This window comes from Amycolatopsis sp. lyj-23 (genome assembly GCF_046549135.1).
GTDB lineage: Bacteria > Actinomycetota > Actinomycetes > Mycobacteriales > Pseudonocardiaceae > Amycolatopsis.
Genome location: NZ_JAJPWN010000016.1, coordinates 227,510 through 246,002, shown reverse-complemented (window position 1 = coordinate 246,002; position 18,493 = coordinate 227,510). Strand labels below are relative to the sequence as shown.

11 protein-coding genes are annotated in these 18,493 nt (G+C 65.1%); 6 read left to right on the top strand and 5 right to left on the bottom strand.

Annotated features, from left to right (window positions below; genetic code table 11):
• Nucleotides 1-34 precede the first annotated feature (34 nt).
• Genes ACLJPY_RS35630 through ACLJPY_RS35620 form a run of 3 tightly spaced genes read right to left on the bottom strand, consistent with a single transcriptional unit; the run spans nt 35 to nt 9,259 of the window.
• Nucleotides 35-1,819, bottom strand: coding sequence for a DUF262 domain-containing protein (locus tag ACLJPY_RS35630; protein WP_410595379.1), 1,785 nt, complete (start codon nt 1,817-1,819; stop codon nt 35-37).
• Nucleotides 1,816-6,426: an Eco57I restriction-modification methylase domain-containing protein gene (locus ACLJPY_RS35625; RefSeq protein ID WP_410595378.1), complete on the bottom strand. Its 4,611-nt coding sequence runs from the start codon at nt 6,424-6,426 to the stop codon at nt 1,816-1,818. Before ACLJPY_RS35625 ends, ACLJPY_RS35630 begins: the two co-directional genes overlap by 4 nt.
• Before the next feature lie 16 nt (nt 6,427-6,442).
• Nucleotides 6,443-9,259, bottom strand: coding sequence for a helicase-related protein (locus ACLJPY_RS35620; protein ID WP_410595377.1), 2,817 nt, complete (start codon nt 9,257-9,259; stop codon nt 6,443-6,445).
• 172 nt (nt 9,260-9,431) lie between these two features.
• Between ACLJPY_RS35620 and ACLJPY_RS35615 the strand changes: the two genes are divergently transcribed.
• The 3 genes from ACLJPY_RS35615 (at nt 9,432) to ACLJPY_RS35605 (ending at nt 13,038) form a co-directional block, all read left to right on the top strand.
• Entirely contained in the window at nt 9,432-10,964 is a 1,533-nt protein-coding gene (locus tag ACLJPY_RS35615; RefSeq protein WP_410595376.1) for a protein kinase domain-containing protein, read from the top strand.
• 282 nt (nt 10,965-11,246) lie between these two features.
• Nucleotides 11,247-12,284 (top strand): hypothetical protein, encoded by a 1,038-nt coding sequence (locus ACLJPY_RS35610; RefSeq protein ID WP_410595375.1) that lies wholly within the window; start codon nt 11,247-11,249, stop codon nt 12,282-12,284.
• Between the two features lie 13 nt (nt 12,285-12,297).
• On the top strand, nt 12,298-13,038 hold the full coding sequence (locus ACLJPY_RS35605) for a hypothetical protein (RefSeq protein WP_410595374.1): 741 nt from the start codon (nt 12,298-12,300) through the stop codon (nt 13,036-13,038).
• 70 nt (nt 13,039-13,108) lie between these two features.
• On the opposite strand, the gene ACLJPY_RS35600 is transcribed toward ACLJPY_RS35605, so the two are convergent.
• A complete protein-coding gene (locus ACLJPY_RS35600) occupies nt 13,109-13,471 on the bottom strand; it encodes a DUF6907 domain-containing protein (protein WP_410595373.1) in 363 nt (120 codons plus the stop codon).
• A 316-nt stretch (nt 13,472-13,787) separates the two neighbouring features.
• On the opposite strand from ACLJPY_RS35600, the gene ACLJPY_RS35595 reads away from it, so the two are divergent.
• From ACLJPY_RS35595 to ACLJPY_RS35585, 3 genes are all read left to right on the top strand, one after another.
• Nucleotides 13,788-14,558, top strand: a complete 771-nt coding sequence (locus tag ACLJPY_RS35595) for a hypothetical protein (RefSeq protein ID WP_410595372.1) — start codon at nt 13,788-13,790, stop codon at nt 14,556-14,558.
• Between the two features lie 89 nt (nt 14,559-14,647).
• A complete protein-coding gene (locus ACLJPY_RS35590; protein ID WP_410595371.1) occupies nt 14,648-14,908 on the top strand; it encodes a helix-turn-helix domain-containing protein in 261 nt (86 codons plus the stop codon).
• Nucleotides 14,909-15,321: 413 nt separating this feature from the next.
• The gene (locus ACLJPY_RS35585) at nt 15,322-15,876 is read left to right on the top strand and encodes a hypothetical protein (protein WP_410595370.1); all 555 of its coding nucleotides are present in this window, start codon (nt 15,322-15,324) and stop codon (nt 15,874-15,876) included.
• Nucleotides 15,877-15,965: 89 nt separating this feature from the next.
• Here ACLJPY_RS35585 and ACLJPY_RS35580 read toward each other — a convergent pair whose 3' ends face one another.
• On the bottom strand, nt 15,966-18,488 hold the full coding sequence (locus ACLJPY_RS35580; protein ID WP_410595369.1) for a DUF262 domain-containing protein: 2,523 nt from the start codon (nt 18,486-18,488) through the stop codon (nt 15,966-15,968).
• Nucleotides 18,489-18,493 lie beyond the last annotated feature (5 nt).

The following is an 18,493-nucleotide window of genomic DNA, read 5'->3' as shown; positions in this document are numbered from 1 at the left end:
ACGTAAGGTAGCCGACCCACGAGATCCACTCGCCTCAACTCTGATCCCAGCCCTCTGGGCCTGGCCAAATCCGGACCAGCTGCGCTGCGAGCCACCCACCGTGTTCATCGATGCTAGCTTCGTCCCATTTATCACGCTCGGCGAGCTTTGCGTTCAGCGGGAGAACGCTGTGCCGGTTCAGCTCGGCGCGTTTCACTGCCCAAGGCGAGTTCGACATCGACGAGTTGAGCGGATGCGTGACGATCGTCAGGTTCCCGAGCCGGTGCAACCGAGCCGTTCGTGCAGCCGCGTCCGTCTCACTCCCGGCGAGCGGCCACGTGTTCTCCCACTCCTGCGGCAACAGGTGCTCCAGCGATAGCTTGCCGGTGATCGGTGCTTTCTCGGTCTTCGCCGAGCGCAGACTCGCCTCGACGGCGGTCAGCGCCATCACCAGGCGCGGCGCGGAAACTGTGCCGTAGATGTCCCGAGTGCGCAGGAACTCGACGAACTCGTCGTCGCCGGGCCAACGGCTGACCGCACCCTCCGCGCCGGACAAAGCCTCATGGAGGGCGTCGTCAGCATAGCCGACGTCAGCCTTCATCTTCGCGACCAGCCTCGGCACCAGACGGTTGTAATTCTTCGCGGTCAGTCGCATGAGGACACGTCTGGCCAGCCATGATTCGAGGATGCGCAGCGCCCGTCGCCGCCGTTCGGCCGTCACCTCCGGTGAGCGGAACAGCAACAGCACGACAGGCAATACCGTTCCCGCGTCCAGCGGCTCGAACCGTGCAAAGAACTCGCCCTCCGGCGAAGCGGGCGACACCGTGTCGAACGACCGCATGATGGCGGCGTCCGCACAGAGCTCGCGGATCAGCGCTTCCGCGTCGGCCGACTGGGTCAGCACACCTTGCCGGAAGGCTGCGAACAATTCAGTGGCCGGGATGACGCGTTCGAGCCGCATGGTCAGCCAGTGCATCAGGAACAGCTCGCCGACCGGCCGGTTGAGCCGGCCCTGACGGCGCTCCTGCCGCCAGTACTCGTCGTCGAGCTGCGGCCGCCAAACCTGCTCGTACAGCGCGTCCGTGTCACAGCCCTGGGTCGATGCCAGACGGAACACCGCGTTCTTGACGAGATCCAGCGAAAGTAGCGGGGTGCCCCGTGCGTTGAGAGTCTCGAAGATCACCTGCGCGTTGTCGTCACGGTCGAGCGTGATCGAGACGACCTTGAGCAAATCGCACAAGGTGATGCGAAGCCGCTCGGCCCGCACCGCTTCGCCGTCCGCCTCCTCGCCATCCCCGGCAAGGTAATCGGCGACCTGGCGGGTGAAGTAGTCGAAGGCCTCGTCGATGAGGTTGTCGGGGTCGTCGGCGTGGCCGGGTGGAGGGCCATCTACCGCCATGACCGCGGTGAACGACGAGCGATTGGCGTTGGTCGGCCAGACTTTCAGTCGATCGATGTCCTTGGCCTTACGCGGATTGTTGACGACCAGCTCGCGCAGCAGCGCCGCGTCGTCCTCCGCCCCTGCGGCGGCAATGGCCTTGGCGGCCGCGGCGATCAGCAGCTGGAGCGTCGTAAGACGCTGCTGACCGTCGATCACCGTGTAACGCGGGATCTGGCCGGGCACGGTCTGATCCTGATCGAGCACGATCGCGCCGAGGAAATGCGACCACAGCTCGGCGCTGGTGGCGTTCTCCTGGTGTTGCAGCAAGGCGGTGATGTCGTCCCACAGCGGCGCCCACTGTTGGTCCTCGTTCCAGACGTAGGGTCGCTGGTAGAGCGGCACGATGTACCTGACATCGCGCTCGAAGAGCTGCTGGACGGTGTGGGTGTCCGGCTTCATCGCTTCTCCTGCTGGTCGAGCCTGCGGGTGAACTCGGCGTAGGCGGCTCGCATCTCGGCCTCGCGGTCGACCGGGGTGATCGGAAGTTCGTAGCGGTCGAGCAGATCGCCGCTATCCTCGCCGTTGAAGTGTGCCTGCAAGAGCTTGAAATCCTCGGGCTGCTGCTTGACCCCGTGCGTGTGATATTCCTTGGCGATCTTCCGGCCCAAGTTGTCGAAGTACATGGTGTACTCGTACTTGCGCAGTACGGCGAACTGCCCGCGGTACATCAGGCAGAGCTGATCGGCAGTGAGACCGAGCATGATCGCCACAAGCGCGTCAATCTCGACGAGTGCCGCCCGCCGCTCAAATTCTGAACGCAACGGTGTTTCCATATCCCATTCACGCTTCGCCACACCAAGCTGCGGCCAGTCCTTGAACGGCTCAGTCCACGAGTCCTCCACAAAACTCGACTCGTACAAATGCTGCCACAACGGAGCGTAGTCTCGAGTAAGACAGTTTAGCCGAAGAGTGCGCAAAAGAAGATACGGAGCTACAGGATGATCAATCGGAGCTGGCAGACGCTTGATGAGCTCATCCGAGATATCAGACTTCCCGCTCACTTTCACGAGATAATCGAAAGCCAATGACACCCAGAGGCCGCTCAATAGCACTGTCCCCCGCTTCGACTCGGCAGCCAGCGAGTGCACGGTATGGACATGTGATGCCCCTGGAAGGATCAGAGCTGCTTGTAGCGTTCGCTCGTGTCCGGATTGCACCATCCGCCGCCAGGCGAGGCGGTAGTAGTCGGTGTAGGGCCTACCGTTCCACATAGCGAGGCCCGCGTCGTAGCGTTCACGGTCGGTGGCGCGCTGGTAGTTGGTCCGCGGGATCACCCGCTCCGGCAACTCCTCCAAATCCCACTCGGAATAGTCCTTGTTGCTCCTACAACTCTCGTTCGGCTCCTTGGCGAAAGGTGTCGCAACCGAAAACTGTGGCCCTTGCAGGATCACCTCATCCCAGACCGAGGGGTACTGTGTTCGCCACTCGATGTAGTTATTCTCCTTTGCTACCTTCTCGTTCCAACCACCTGTCCATCGATAGTCGATTTTGGTCATCCTCTCGCCTTGTCCGGCAAGTGTGGCGAGCGCCTCCAACTGTTCTCGTGTCAACGGCCGAAGCAAGCGAGCATGCGGCGCCGGAGTTCCCGCTTCGTCGAAGAGAGCGACCCACTGGTCAAGCGTCTTCTCGGCAATCTCGACGATTCGCGAGGCATGTGGACGGAGATCCCAGCCGCCCCAAGGGAATTGGATGCCGGGCACCTCACCGCTGCCATCGTGGTTCAGCGAACCTTCTATGGTGTCTGGTACGAGCAGGTTAGCGATCTGCCGGAACGCAATCACGCGTGGTGACCCATAAATCTGCACACCATAGACGGTGTGATTATCCACATCCTCAAAAAGCTTCATCTCGTTGATGAACTGCCAGTGTCGCCGCAGCCTTCGGTAAGTTTCCGCACGAAGTCGCCCTCCTTTCGGGTCGGTGAAGTGACTCTCCGGATGCAGCAACCCAACAATGCCGTGTCTGCTCATGGAGCGCCAGGCACGTTCCATGAAGCTCATATAGAGATTCCCACGCAGTCCAGACAGAACGGGATGCTGCACCTCGTCACCAAGGTGCTCAACGCTGCCCGCCCACGACGCCAACTCTCCCAGATATTGACGTTCGGCCACTGGCTCGGCGATCACTTCGGCACGGCGTCGACGGAAGGTCAGATCCGGAATCTTGTCCTGGAGTACGAAGAATGGCTCGTGCTCGGCGAGCACCTCGTCATCCTTCCAGTCCAGACGTACCCAGGGCGGGTTTCCGAGTTGCAGGTCGAAGCCACCGTCGGCGAAGACCTGCGCGAAGTCCAGTTCCCAGTGGAAGAAGCCTTCCCGCTGCGCGATCTCCCGCGCCAGGCCGAGCCACCGATGCTCCAGGATCACCGACGTCACGTCGCGCATGCCGAAGTAGGTCTTCTCCAGACCGTCCACAGTAGCGAGCTCGTCGAAGCCGTCCACGCCTTCGACGAGTTCCGCCTGATCACGCACCTTGTTCTTGCCGCTGACGCCGAGCAGGCCTTCCAGCGCCGTGATCCACCGGCCCAGATCGGGCAGCTCGACATCGGTTGTGATCGGCCAGAAGAACAACGCGCACCAGGCGTCCATGGCCAACCGCAGCCGGAGGAACGGGCCGTCCGGATCACTCAGCTCGGACTCCACCCGTTCACGGGACACTGAAAGGGATTCCTCGGGCACCGAAGTGCCCCAGACGTCGATGTGGCGAGAGACCTCGCGCTCGCTGATCGCTAGGCGGTTCAAAGAGATCTTCCATAGGCGTTCGACCCGGCGGGCCAGGCCGCGCAGCCGTACGATCTCCTCCTTGCCGGGCTTGCGGGTGATGGCTTTAGCCCAATCCTTGAGCCGTTCAACCTGTTCGGGGGCGAGTTCCTTGGCTTGTTTGGCGTCCTTGACCGCGCCCCAACCGGCGGCGGGCAGCAGGAAGTGGTGGATTTCGCCTTCTGGAACAGCACCATCGATCAGCGGACGGTCGATGGGTGGGGTCGTCAGCCAGCTCTGCTTGGCGCGGCCCAGCGCGGTTAGGTCGTAGGTCGCGCGGCGGGCGCCGATGAGAGAGTTTCCGCGCTTGAGGTGCAGGCCGAACCACGGGGCCTTCAAACCCCGGTGCATCACGTTCAGCCACAGCGACACCTCGGCCAGCTCGCGGGCGGTGTCATTGAGGTCGACGCCGTAGCAGCGGTGCAATGCCAGGTATGCCTTCACCTTTTGCAGCTCGTCGCGGTAGTCCTCCGGATCGATTCGCTGCTCCAGCTCAGCCTGCCGCCGTTCCAGGTACTCAGCCGCGAGCTGGTTGATCGCCTCGTTCAGGAACGCGCCGCTCCCCATCGCGGGTTCGCAGATCCGGTACTCGAGGATCTTCGCCGCCGGCGTGGCGTCGCTGATCAACTCGGCCAGCGAGTGACGGACGACGCAGCGGGTCAACACCTCGGGCGTGTAGTACGAGGCGCTGCGCTGGCGGTCCCGGCCGGACAGGCGGTAAACGAACGTGCCGGTCGGGTGCACGACCTGGCTCTTCTCGCCGGTGAGCGGGTCTTCCCGGTGAACCACATGCCGCGCGTCGTACTGCGCTAGGTTCTCCCGGGGCACCAGCCAGATCCCCTTGGCGGGATTGGCACCGTCCTTGGCCAGTTCGACGAGTTCACGCTCGGCGATGAAGCCGCTGTAGGCCATCAGGCCTTCATAGACGGCGCCGAGCTGGTTGATGCCGAGCTGTGCGTACGAGACATAGCCACGTCGTGCGCCCTTGCTTTTCGACGGCTTGGACAGCAGCAAGAGAGCCAGAACCTGTTGCAGCACCGCGTTGCTCAGGTTCACGTTGTCGATGTGATAGGCGTGTTGCCGGTCGAAGAGGTCGGCGCGCAGTGGCTCGAACACGAGACCGTCTTCCTTGGCGGTGCCGGCACCGTGGCCCTGGTTGACCAGACGGAACAGCAGGCGCAAGGAGTCGTGCAGGTGATGCCCGTCCCGGGAGCGGCCGGTCAGCGGCCGCTGGATCAGGTCACGCAGCCGGTCCAGCCCGTAGCCCGCGTCATACTCCGGCGCGCCGACCGGAAGGATCGCCAGCTCCGGACGCGCCTCGGCGTAGAGCAGAAACAAGATCCGGTACAGGAACCGCAACGACTGGGTGGTCAGCTCGCGGGGCAGCTCCGGGATGCCCTCGACCGGGTCGCCGTTGGCACGCCGCTGGGCAATCACCTCGTTGGCGATCAGTTCGACGGAGATACGCAGTCCCTCACGCAGATCCTCGCTGACGCCGACCGCATGCTTGATCGAATCTTCGGCATACTCGTTCTGCAGGCTCGCGCCGCCATCGACCGGCAGAAGCACATCGGCGGAAACAAGACCGGCGTGCCAGGCCAGCTCCCCCGCTGCCTTGTCGTCCTTTCTGGACAGTGCCGTGTCGACGTCGAGAGCGAGATACCGGCCCTCCGCCCAGCGCTCTACATCGGACAGAACCAGCCAGCCGCCAGCCAGCACCAGCACGAACCGCGGTGCATGTTCCGTGAGGAACAGCTGCCGCACCGCCTTCGTCACCGAGGCGATCGACTCGATCTTCTCCTTGCCGTTATGGACCTTCATCGGGTCAAGCAACCAGCCGTCTTCGCCGAACAGGTCGTCGATATCGTCCACCGGTGCCGCCTGCAATACGTGCAGCGCTTCACCGGCGGGCGCCTGGACACGCGACAGGAGTCGCACCGACACGGGCGTCTCGGATTGCTCGGTTTCCAGCGTGGTCGAGGCAACAGCGAAGCCCAGCGCCTCAAGCAAGAGGGCATGCAGTCCGGTGACGGCGGCCGCGTAGCCCTCTTCGCGCGGCCGCGGAAGCGCTGCCTTGGCGTGCAAGTACCGGCCGCTGATACCCGACAAACCACGCAGCGGGTTCTGCTTTCCATGCTCGGCGCGCTCGCGCCATTCCTTGGTCAGCGTTTTGAGCTTGCCGGGAAAGGCTTCGGACAGCCAGTGCGGGGATAAGAAGTCGCCGACATTGTGGACCGAGTCGTACATTCTCTTGCCTCTCCGGCTACGCCGCGTCGGTGGGCACGATCAGGCCGATCACCCGAACGAACGGCTCATCCGCGGTCGCGAGCGAGTCGATCAGCTCCGCGGTCTCATCGCGGGTGGTGAGCACATCGTCCTTCCGCTTGCGGGAGCCGCTGCCGCGGTCGACCAGGAACAACGCGTGCTGTTCCCAGGCACCGAGCCGTTGCCGGTGCCGCTCCAGGCGAGCGAGGAGCTCACCCTCCATCTCGTCACGCCGACGCCGAAGGTCCTGCATCGCGACGTCCACCGCGGTCGGGACCAGGGGCTGCATCTTCTCCAGCCAGTGGCTCACCCCACCGCGGTTGCGGGCATGTTCCCGCAGCCCCGCGTGCTCCAGCGCGTCCCGCAAGTCACCGACGTCAGGATGATCCGGCAGACCGGTGATCGCGCCCCAGTGCGTCAGCACCGGCTGTCCGAGGGAGTTGGACCAGGTCGCCTGGGTGAGAAAGATGGGCTCGCGGACGTCGGCCGCCATCACCGGGGCCTGATCGCGACCGAACCGGGCCAGCGCCCGCCCGGCCGCCCACTCCAGGACCGGGTGGATCGGCGCGAGGTAGCTGACGTCCGGCCACAGCGTGTCGCCGTCGGCGCGGGCCTTGGCGAGGCGCTGTTCCGCGAAGCGGGGTTGCGCCGACAACCGGATCCGGGTCCGTACCTCCCGGTCGCGCAGGTAGCTTTCCGGTAGATCTTTCAGCCGCTCGGCGAGGTCCTTGGGGGTGTCGAACGCGACCAGGTCCGTTTCTTCGTCACGGTGAAGGTCGAGTGCGCCGGCGTTGGTGGTGAACTCGGCCAGCGCCTCGGCAAGGAAGTTGTCGTCATCCTCGAACAGGGTGCGCTTGGGCGTGGTCGGCACGGGCGGGTCGGTCGTGTGCTCGCCGCCGGTGGCCATGAGCGCGGCGAACGGGTTGAGCTGCGCCGGCTCGGGCTCCGGCACGACGTCGTCGAGGTCGCGGCCTTCGTCCAGGAACTTCATCACCGTGTCTTCCTCGATCTGCTCATCGTGCAGGTCGAGCAATGCGCCCGCGTCGCCCAGCGCCTGGTTCGCGGTGTGCTCCTTGACCAGGAGCTTGGTGACGACCCGCAGATCGCTGTCGGTCGTGGGGTCGTCGGCTGTCAGTGCGAGCGCGGTGATCTGCGGCTCGCGTTCCTGCAGGTAGCGGTCGATGCGGCCGTTGCGCTGCTGGATCCGGATGAAGCTCCACGGCAGGTCGTAGTGCACCAGCTGGTGGCATTGGCGATGCAGGTTGATTCCCTCCGACGCCATGTCACTGGCCAGCAGCACCCGCAGCGGACTCGCCGCGAGAGCGAAGGACTGCACGACGTTCTGTACGTCGCGATCCGGCAGCTGCGCGTGCAGCATGGCGACAGCCTTCTCCGGCAACTTGAGCCGTGCGCGAAGCTCGTCGCGCAGCCACTGCAGCGTGTCGATGCGCTCGGAGAACACGACGACGCGGGTATCGCTGTTCTTCGCGATACCGATCTCACGCAGGTGGCCCAGCAGGGCGTCGAGCTTCGCCGGGCCGGCGTGCTGGGCATCTTCGGCGAGTTTGTCGAGCCGAGTCAGTGCTGCAACTTCCGCGGCGCCGTCGGTACGTTCACGCACGTTACCCAGCCGACGCCGGATGCTGCTGCGCAGTGCGTCCGGAGACGACAGAAACGCCTTGAGCAGCGTCCAGGGGAACAGCGTGCGTCCCCTGCCGGTGACCGGAGCCTGCCCGGACGCCGGATGCAGCCAGACGTCCCGCAGTTCGTCGAGCACGGCGTGCTCTTCCGCGGTCGGAGTCACCGGCACGATGCGCGGGTCCCGGCGCGCGGCCCAGCGATGGCCGACCTCAAGCTTGACGTCCGGCGAATTCCGGTGCCGACGTACATAGAGGTGCTCGATGTCGCGGGCCAGATAGTTCGTCGGGTCGGCGATCGCCGTCGGGTCGAGAAGCTTTATCAGTTCGGCGAAGGATTCCGGCTTGCCGTTGTGTGGAGTCGCGCTGGCCAGGATCAGCGCGTCGGTCTGCCTCGCCAGCAGCCGTGCCAGCTCGTTGTTCTGCGTGCCGCGGTTGATCAGGTTGTGGCATTCGTCGATGACGACGGCGTCCCAGTGCTGGCCGGCGAGATAGTGGCGGTAGCGCGCCGGATTCTTCAGCGTGTCGATCGAGATGATGACGCGCCGGTAGTAGCTGAAGGGGTTGCGGGACGCCGGAAGCGTCTGCCGTACCTTCTGGATGCCGTCGGAGTCGAGCCGGACCAGCGGAATCGCGTACCGCGTCCACATCTCGTGCTGGAACTGCTCCAGGACCGCGCGCGGGGTGACCACCAGAATGCGTTCGCCGCGGCCGCGCTGGATCAGCTCGGTGAGCGTGATGCCGATCTCCAGGGTCTTGCCGAGGCCGACAGCATCGCCGATGAGGATGCGGGGGCGCAGGTTTGACAGGGCCTGGTGCGCTGGGCGCAGCTGGTAGTCCATCCGATCAGCCAGCCCCCGGTGCCCGGAGACGATGTCGGTGTCGGTCGCCGGCGTGGGGCTCTGTCGCAGCAGGGACTCCAGCCAGAGCCGGGCACCCCGGAATCCGGAGCTGTCGTCGGCGACCAGGCGTGTCTTGCGTGGGTCCAGCACTTCGACGTCGTCCAGCGCTGTGAAGAACCATGCGTCCTGGTCACGGACCAGCTCCGAGACACCGGTAGCTTCGATCCTCACGCCGTCATGCTCGGTGCGACGGACTGAGCGGACCAGCCACTCCTCGTCCCGCACGACGATCTGAGCGCCTGCCGCGATGTCCGCTGTACCCTTCTCCCCTGCCATTCTGGTGAGCGTACCCAGCGGGTACACGGGCTCGCCAAGTGATGACCGCGCCTCCGGCTGCTCCGTTCGAGTCACGGATGCGGTATCGATCAACGCCTATCCCGCGCTACGTCCAGATACCACATCGAGACATTGATCTGTGATAACCCTGTCCTTCGAGGAGGGAGATCAGGTGACAGAGCGTAAGGCGCTGAAGGGCCGCTACGAGCTGGAGCGGCTTCCCCTCGCCCGGGGTGGTATGGGCGAGGTATGGGTGGGCCACGACGTTGAGCTCGATCGCGAGGTCGCCGTAAAGTTCCTGCGCGTCCAGGAGGAGGTCGACCGGGATGAGCTGACTCGCCGGTTCGTCCGCGAGTCCCGCATCACGGCCCGCCTGCAGCACCCCGGCGTGCCCGCGGTTTTCGACGTCGGCACAGACGAGGGACGCCCCTACTTGGTGATGCAGCGGGTGCGTGGCATGAGCGTGAGCGATCTGCTCGCGGTGCATCATCAACTTTCAATCGGCTGGTCGGCCGCCATCGCGGCGCAGGTGTGCTCGGTACTCGTGGAGGCCCATCAGGCGTCCCTGGTACATCGTGACCTCAAACCGGCCAACCTCATGCTGGAGCCCGACGGCACAGTCAAAGTGCTGGACTTCGGGCTGGCCGCTGCACTGGGCGTCACCGATACATCGACGATCACCCGATCTGGTCAAGGCATCGGCACTCCTGCCTATATGGCGCCTGAGCAGGTGCTCGCGGCCATGAGCGGCCCCAGGACGGATTTGTACTCGCTGGGGTGCTCACTTTATGAGATGTTGACTGGTCGGCACGTCTTCACGGGTCCAACGTCGTACGCTGTGATGAACAAGCAGGTCGACCAGCTGCCTACCGCGGCACGGGAGCACCGGCCGGAGATCCCGTTCGCCCTGAATACCGTGCTGAACGGGTTGTTGGAGAAAAAACCGGAAAACCGGCCGGATTCGGCGCAGGTTGTCTATGAGCAACTGTTGCCGTTCGTCAGAGACGTCGGCTCCATCCCCAGCTTGTTGAATCCGCCGACGGACCTCAGCCCAGTTCGAATGTACGCCGCTGTGCTGAACAAGGCATTCGACGATGATTCGGCGAGTGCAGGTGCCCTGACTGCGGCGCCGAACACAGCCGCGCCGGACATCATCTCAGGTGATCTCGACGAAGCACGTGCCGCGGCCAGCGAACTGGCCACACAAGCACGCTTCAAGGAAGCCGCGCAGCTTCTGGGCGCGATGCTCGACCCCGATGTCGTCGACCTGCTCGACCCAGAGGTCGTCAACGCGCGACTTGAGTGGGCGAACATACTCTTCGAAGGCGGCGACTACCATGCCGCTGCACCCGCGTATCAGGCGTTGATCGCCGATCTGGCCGCGCGATCGGGACCTGACTCGGAACTAGTCTTTCGGTGCAGGGCACAGTACGCGGAATGCCAGGCAATGCTCGGGAACATGACCGTCGCCATCGAAACCGCGCAGCGGCTCCTAGCGGATGAGCAGCGGGTATATCACCCCACAGACCCACGGCCGTTCGAACTGCGCAGGAAGGTCGGCCAATGGCAGCTGGCGGCCGGACAGCGCGACGAGGCTGAACAGACACTGCGGACGTTGCTAGACGATCTGCTTCGCAAGTACAGCGAAACGCATCCCGCCGTTGCGAAAGTACGCGACCTGCTTGCCAGCTTGACAATTCGATAGAGCAGGACTGGAATTTCTAGCTCCACTGACCTGTCAGTAACGTAGTCATGGCCTCAGGGCAGACGGTCGGGGGCGGAGACTCTTCGAGCGATCTAAAACCGGCCGCGCTGGCATTGGAAGTTCCTGCAACGAGTGCCTTCCGTCCCTGAGATGGACAGCGAGACCGTCTCAGACCCATTATTCTAACTCAGAGTATTAAGGTGACTACTCTCGATACAAACCGAGGGGAACTGTTTGGTGTTCTCGCTTGACCGAACACCGAACACGTGCCATGATCTCGACATGTCCGTCGCGCGTGACCGTGCTGTCGATGCCGCGATCACTGCGTTCAATGCCGTTGGCATCACGGCTGCACCTTCGGCGGAGGACCTCTCCACCGGCCTCACGATCGAGATCAATGGCGTGGATTTGGAGATCGACGTCGAAGTTGCCGCGACGGTGACGCCGGAGTCACTGGCGAACCAGCTTCGTCGGCATTCCGGCGCGAGTCCTCAAGTCGCCCCGGCTCGCCTGCTCGTCGCTGATCGAATCGTGGGAGCCGCCCGCGAAGTACTCCGGGAGCAGGGTTGGAGCTGGCTCGATCTCCGAGGTCACCTGCTTCTTTCCGGCCCAGGTGTACTTGTCGATACCGCAGTTCCTGCAGCACCCGACGTCGCCCGCCCGGTCGACCTGTTCGCCGGCAAAGTCGCTCTCGAGGTCGCCTGCGCCTTGCTCCTCGCCCCTGGACGTCCAGGCTCCGTGCGACAACTCGCGCGAGAACTCCACCGGTCGCCCAGCTCGGTCTCCGTTGTCATGAACTCGCTGCGAGAAGCTCAGCTCATCGATTCACAGGGACTTCCGGTGACTCCGGAGCTGTTTTGGGAAACGGCGAGCGCCTGGCGACCAGCACGGACAATGATCGCGCGCGCGGCGCTCCTTGACGACTCCACGATTGCAGGCGCGTTGCACACGGGTTGGGAAGAGCCGCCGACAGGCGTTGGCTGGGCTTTGACAGACACAATGGCGGCTGCCGCCTACGGCGCTCCCGCCGGTGTCCGGGTTGGCTATCCACCGGACTTCTACGTCCCCGACGCGACGACGGCACACCGGGCCGAAACCCTCCTGGGCATGCCGACATCCGACGCCGCCCGTGGTGCGACCATCCGGATCGCGCCAGTGCCCCAAGTGTGTTCCCTGAGATTCCCGGCACCACCGGATGGGCCACCGTGGCCACTGGCACATCCACTGTTCGTAGCGCTCGATCTGGCCGCCGACCCCGGCCGTGGCCGGGAGATCCTCGAAGGTTGGGACCCGCCGCAAGAGGTAACGCGTGTCTGGTGATCAACCCCGCGAAGTGGAGCTGTTCGGTCCGGTTACGGCGTCCCTGGTTCAGGCGCTTCCAGAGATCGAGCGGCGGCTCGATCGGAGGATCACCGTGGTCGGCGGCCTCGCCGTCCTGTCACGCCTCGGTTCGGCCGCGCATCGGGTGACCAGTGATGTCGACACGGTCAACCGGCGGCTCGGCGGCGAACCTGGCCAGCTCGATGTCCTGCTCGCCACCGGGGCCACCGCGATCGACGGGACAGGTGCAATGATCACCACGCCGACCGGCGATGTTCGGGTGGACGTGCTCGAAGTCAGCGAGGAGCAGCTCGACGACCTCCCCGAGGATCCGACCGATCGGCTCTACCTGCTCAGTCACGACTGGGCCTTACGTTCGGCGACACCACTGCGTATTCGTGCCGTGGGTGGCGGCACAACAAGCGAACACACTGTCCAGGTCGCCGAGCCAGGACCGCTCGTCGCGACAAAGTTGCAGGCGCTGCCGAACCGGGCCCGCGTGAAGGAAGCGACCGACCTGCTCGACATCGTCCGGCTCGCCCTCGACGACGAAACAGGACCAGCCGTCCGCGCTCAGCTCGCCGCCGCCGGCGGCGTGCTTAAACAGGACGCGGCTCTGCACGTCGAACGATGGTTTGGGACGGCCGCCGAGCGGAGCTTGCGCCTCATCAGGACAACACCCAGTGGCTCCGACACCACGCCGGACACGGTTGCCCTGGTCGGCGAGCTTCTCCTCGCTTCGCTCGCGCACTGAGGACATTCAGACGGCGCCGGCGTTGAGCTGGCTCGGCATGCCGCGTGATATTCCGAGCCAGCTCGTCGTCTTACGCCGCGACGATGCCGAACGGCAGTTGCAGCTGACCAGCCGGCTCACCCGCAGCCAAGTTCGCCGCGGCCGTCAACGTCACGGCGAGGCGACGGGCCTCGTCTTCGGTCAGGTGCCAGCCCTGATTGGTCACTCCCTTGCCGCACCAGATCCGCGGGACCTCCTCGCGGACGCCCTGGTCAAGGCTCACGACCACGTGCTCGGGCTGCCACCCCAACCCAAGCCCCATCTCCTGGGCATCCTCCAAGGTCAAGGGAACCTGTTCCTCCCAGCTGGAGAAGTGACGACGATCCGGGCTGGAATCGCGATCGTCGTGTCGACCGTTGCACCAACGCGGGCAGGGCTTCGCCAGCCAGAACACCGGCCGCGAACAGATTGCCGCATCCTCGTCGGCGCAGGCGATCAGGTCTGGCGCGCCGACCTGCGTCAGGTCGACTCATTGAAGCGGAACGCGTCGGCACCGGACGCAGGTGTGCCCTCCACGCTGCGCCGCATCGAGCACGCCCAGATCCACCCCGGGCACGCTGCCCAACAGAGCCTTGTTCTCCATACCGTTCTCCTTCAACACAGAGCACGTAGACAGATCATCGAGTAATACGGCGGAGCGACACGCCGTGCAGGTGTCGCACAATCGAGTGGTTCCTTTCATGATCACGCCGCAAATTCCGTATTAGGAGGTGTCGACCTCCCCCGACAAGGAAGGCAACGCAATGCCTGACCATCAGCGGTCGCTCACCTCGCTGGAGATCATCGAACGACGCTTCAACGAGTTGACCGCGCAGCCGACCTCGCTGTCCCTCGACGGACGTGTCATCGGATTCGGCCTCCCCGACCGGCCGATCCCCCTGGATGAACTCCGGATCACGCTCCTCAAGCGCCAGACCAGCAACCAGGTGAAGAACGCCGTCTGGAGCGAGGTCGTGCGACGCGCGCAGGAACAGGGCGACCCGTGGACCACCGCGGCACTCGGGTTGATGATGCCCGGCTTGAAGAAGGTCGCCGGCAGCATCGCCCGCAACTTCCGCGGCGACATCGCCGACTTCGACGCCGAGGTCGTCGAAGGGTTTCTCCAGGCACTGAACTCCCTGGACCCGGACAAGCCGATGCTCTACTCGTCCCTGCGGTTCATGGCCCACCGCTACGGCCTGGAGGCTCGCGGCAAGGAAGACCGGATCAACGGAACACGCTCCACCTACGACGAGAGCACATTCGTCAGGTACCGAGCCAGGACAACCGGACATCCGGACCTCGTCCTGGCACAAGCCGTGAAAGACGACACTCTGACTGAAGACGAAGCCAGCCTCATCGGACGAGTACGGCTCGACGGCGAGGGAGCCGCATCCGTCGCCCACGAACGCGGCGTCTCCTCCTACCAATTCCGGCAACAACTGTCACGAGCCGAGCGTCGACTGACAGACTCCCTCACTCGCCATTCCGCCGCAGCATGAACCTCCTGGTGGTGTCGGCGGCCAATTCTGGCCGCCGACACCACCAGCGATGAAGGCTTCTCAGTGCCTCACCCCAGAAAGTTAATGCCGTGAATCATGGAATAGTTCGCAAACTCGACCGGCCTCGGTTCTACCGCGTCGCCGAGGCAGCAGCGATGCTGAACCTGTCAGCCATGACCCTCTACCGGGCAATTCAGGCAGGCGAGTTCCCCGCCATCAGAGTCCGGAACCGCATCATCGTCCCGGCGCGCGCAATCGACGACATCGAGCAAGCCGCCGTGACCAGCAACAGCGTCGTCGGCACGGCCAGCTTCACCACGCCGGCTCCACCTGCGAGACCTCAGGCGTGATCCACGCCACCGCCGGGGGTGAGCGACCAGCGCGCACGGCGCCCGCCGGCGTGTAACCCTCAAAGCCGCGACACGCCCGTGCAACAGTCCGGGATCTCATGACCCATTTCATGACCCGAAACGCTGCTACCTGGTGATGTTCAGGAGGACACCACAGAGAACCGTGAGGACAAAGTTGCAGGTAGAGGCGTCAGTCAACGCTGTTGCCCACTCTCCTAAAGCGGGTGTCGCAGGTTCGAATCCTGCCGGGGGCACAAACCCTGGTCGGGGTGATGACCAGCAGCGCCGCACTAGCCGACCCTCGCTCAACTGTCAGCCTGACAGGCGCTCGCGCCGATCCCGGGTGGGAACGAAGTCGCCGGAGCCGTGCGAGAACGGCCCCTTCCGCGAGATCACCGCAAGGAGGCCCGGCCGTGTCGGCTGAGCAGATTTCCCGTTCGACGCCTGAACCCGCGGACGTCGTGGGTTGCGTGCCGTGCGACATGATGCGCGGGCGAGTGCCTCTCCCCGGCGGGCAGATCCACGAAACGCCGGGATGGTTGGTCATGCACGTGCTCGGCACGTTCGGCCTGGGCGCCTTGGCCGTGGTGCCACGGCGGCACGTCGTCCACGTCGCCGACCTGAATGAGGAAGAAGCTGCCGGACTGGGCGGCTTGCTCACGGAAACCGCCGCCGCCGTCACGGCGCTGACCGATCCGGCGCAGGTCTACACCTGCCAGTGGTCCCACACCAACGGCGAAGCAGCCCACATCCACTTCATCCTCCAGCCGATCCGGCGCTCCGACATGGAGCGTCATCCCGGGAAGCTGGGACCCGTGTTGCAGTCGGCCATGTTCACCGCGGAGAACAAGCCCGGACTGGCCGAGGTGGAAACGTTCGCGGAGCTCGCCCGTGCGGCGTTCGCCCAGCGCGCCGGCGCGGTGAGCCCCCCGCTCGCCGGCGGACCGTCCGGAGCCGATGGTGAGTGAGCGGCCTTAGTCCCGCGCCGGCGGATCAGAGCCGGGTTTCCGGTTCGTTCGTCCCCGTTCCGCTGGGGGACGAACGAACCGATCAAGCTTCACAGCGCCAAGGTGTCACTGCGGGCAGTGTCGTGGAACCAAGCGAGCACCTCGACCAAAGTTTGCTGCCGGGCGTGATCCGTCAGCAGGTCGAGGTTGAAGCCGGGACGGTGCTCGAGCTTCGACTCCGGCAGGTCGACGCCGTCGATCTTGTTGAGCCGTTGACGCAGCTCCTCGCGGTGGCTGCGCGAGTCGAACGGTGGGCGGATGCTGAGGTGCTGGAACACCACCTCGAACTTGCCGCTCGGGTACAACGCCGCCGGCCAGATGTTGCCTCGGGGGTCCGATTTTTCCCGTGACATCAGGAAGCACGATGTTTCCTGCTCGATCCCGTACTCGAGCTGGCCGCCGAGGCTCGTCCACGCGTTGATCACCTCGGCCACCGCGCGGGCGACGTCGGGGCCCTGCCGGTCGATGAGCTGGGTCATGAACCGGTCGGCCAGCTGCCGGTCCTGGCCCGGGCCGATCTCCGGCACGCCGTCCGGGATCTCGGCCCCCAGCAGGACGGCGAGCCGTTCCGTCGCGAACCGCCGCTCCGGTTCGGCGCGTCCGTGTGCGTCGAAGGGCAGGCCCTCGGCTTCCAGCAGCGCACGCGGGTCGTCGGTCCGCGACGGGTCCACCCAGGCGAAGTTCGGCGACACCTTTCCGTCCGACTGCAGCACCCGGTGCGCGTTCGGCGTGACCACCGTCGCCAGGCGGTGGCCGACGGCGATGGCCTGGCTGCCGATCAACGCGGCCAGGTCGCCGTAGGCCGTCCACGATCCGGCGGGCAGCGCCGCCAGGGCCCGGTCCACGGCGTTCCAATCCGGGCCGGAACTCTCGGCGGCGCGCTCGGCGGGGGCGGGCCAGACGGCGATCACCCGCTCGGCCATCGCGTCGGCGCGGGCGTGGATCTGCGGACGGCTCCACCGCTCCTGTTCGGCGATCTCCTGGTTCATGCGCACGCCACTGGCGGCCAGCTGAGGCCGCTTCACGGCGAAGGAACTGTTGCTCAGCTTGGCGTTGTAACCGGTGAGAGTCAGATTGCCCAAGGTGTGCACCAAAGCTTCGTACGCCTGCCCGAAGTCCTCGCCGGTGTCGAGGTCTTCGCCGAGCATCTGCCGCCAGTCCTCGGTGGGCGTCTGGGGAAGCACGTGCTCGATGGTGAGCTCCGAAAGGTCGACCGGTTCCTTGCTGGCGTACGTCTCCTCGAGCCAGCGCAGCACCAGGGACCGTTGGGCCGGGCGGCCGTTCAAGTAGTACGGGATCGACCGGATCGCCGCACGGATGTCCTGGTCGGTCGCGTAGTACTTGCGGCCCGTCGAGAGGTACCGGTGCAACGCCTGGTCGACCGGCAGCTCACCGTCCATCTCGGTCACGATCGACAAGAGCACGCGGTTGATGCTGGCCGTGGCGCGGCCGATGAGGAGGCGGCGCACGAAGAAGCTTTCCAGGTACAGCATGCCTCGGGCGATCTGCTCCGAGTCGGCCGAACCGCGATCCCGCCGATCCAGCAGGTGCAGCAGCACCGGGTACACCGTGGTGGTGCCCCAGTCGCGGAGCCGGGCGAGCCGTCGCCGCACTTCCGGATCGGCTTCGAGGGACGGGTTGTAGATGGTCCGCAGAAGGTGCCCGAGGCGGCTGAACCGCGCCACCTCTTTCTCGATCTCTTCTTCGGTGCGCAACCGGTCGAGACGTTGCTGCTGGCGAGCGTAGGTGTCGGTCTGTTTGATACGCGGGTCGCGTTGCACGAGGTCGAGCCAGAAGAGCTGCTCCAGCTGACCGCGATCGAGGTGCTGCTGCAAGGGCAGCCACAACGATCCGTAGACCGCCTCGCCGCGGTTGGGCAACCGCATGAACAGGTAGTTCCGCAGGAGGTCGGCTTGGCTCAGGCTCAGGCCGGTGTTGTTCAGCGACTCGAAGATCCGGTGGGGGTTGTCGCCGCGCTGGGCGGTGACCGAAACCAGCGCCAGCCCGGAAATGACGGCGTCCTCGATCCGTTCGATGTCTTCCGGGTCGTCGGGATCGTCCGCCGCGACGAGCTTGGCGGAGAAGTACCGGTACGCGGCACCGATCGAATCAGTTCCGCCGGCCTGCGGCGCGGCGTAGAGGCAAGCTTGGTAGGCGGGACGATCCGCCTGGGTCGGCACCAGCTTGAGCCGCTGCCGCTCGGGCTTCCACCGGTTCACGAGGTACTGCTGGTCGATCCGCTCGCGGTGCTCGGCACCTTCCTTCTCCGCCCGGTGATCGCGGATGGCGCAGAGGAGGATGGACAAGGTGGTCAGGCGTTGCTGACCGTCGATGACCAGGAACTCCTGTACGCCGGTGGGCCCGTTGGCCGGGCTCGGCGCGAGCACGACGGATCCGATGAAGTGCGTGAGCCCGGGATCCTCGACCCGGTCGGCGGCGAGCTGGACGATGTCGTTCCACAACCGATCCAGCTGGGCGTTCTTCCAGGAGTACGTCCGCTGGTAAAGCGGAACCTGGTACTGCTTGGAACCCTCCAGGAGTTCCTGCAGCGTCGTCTCGCGAGCCGCGACCACGTTGT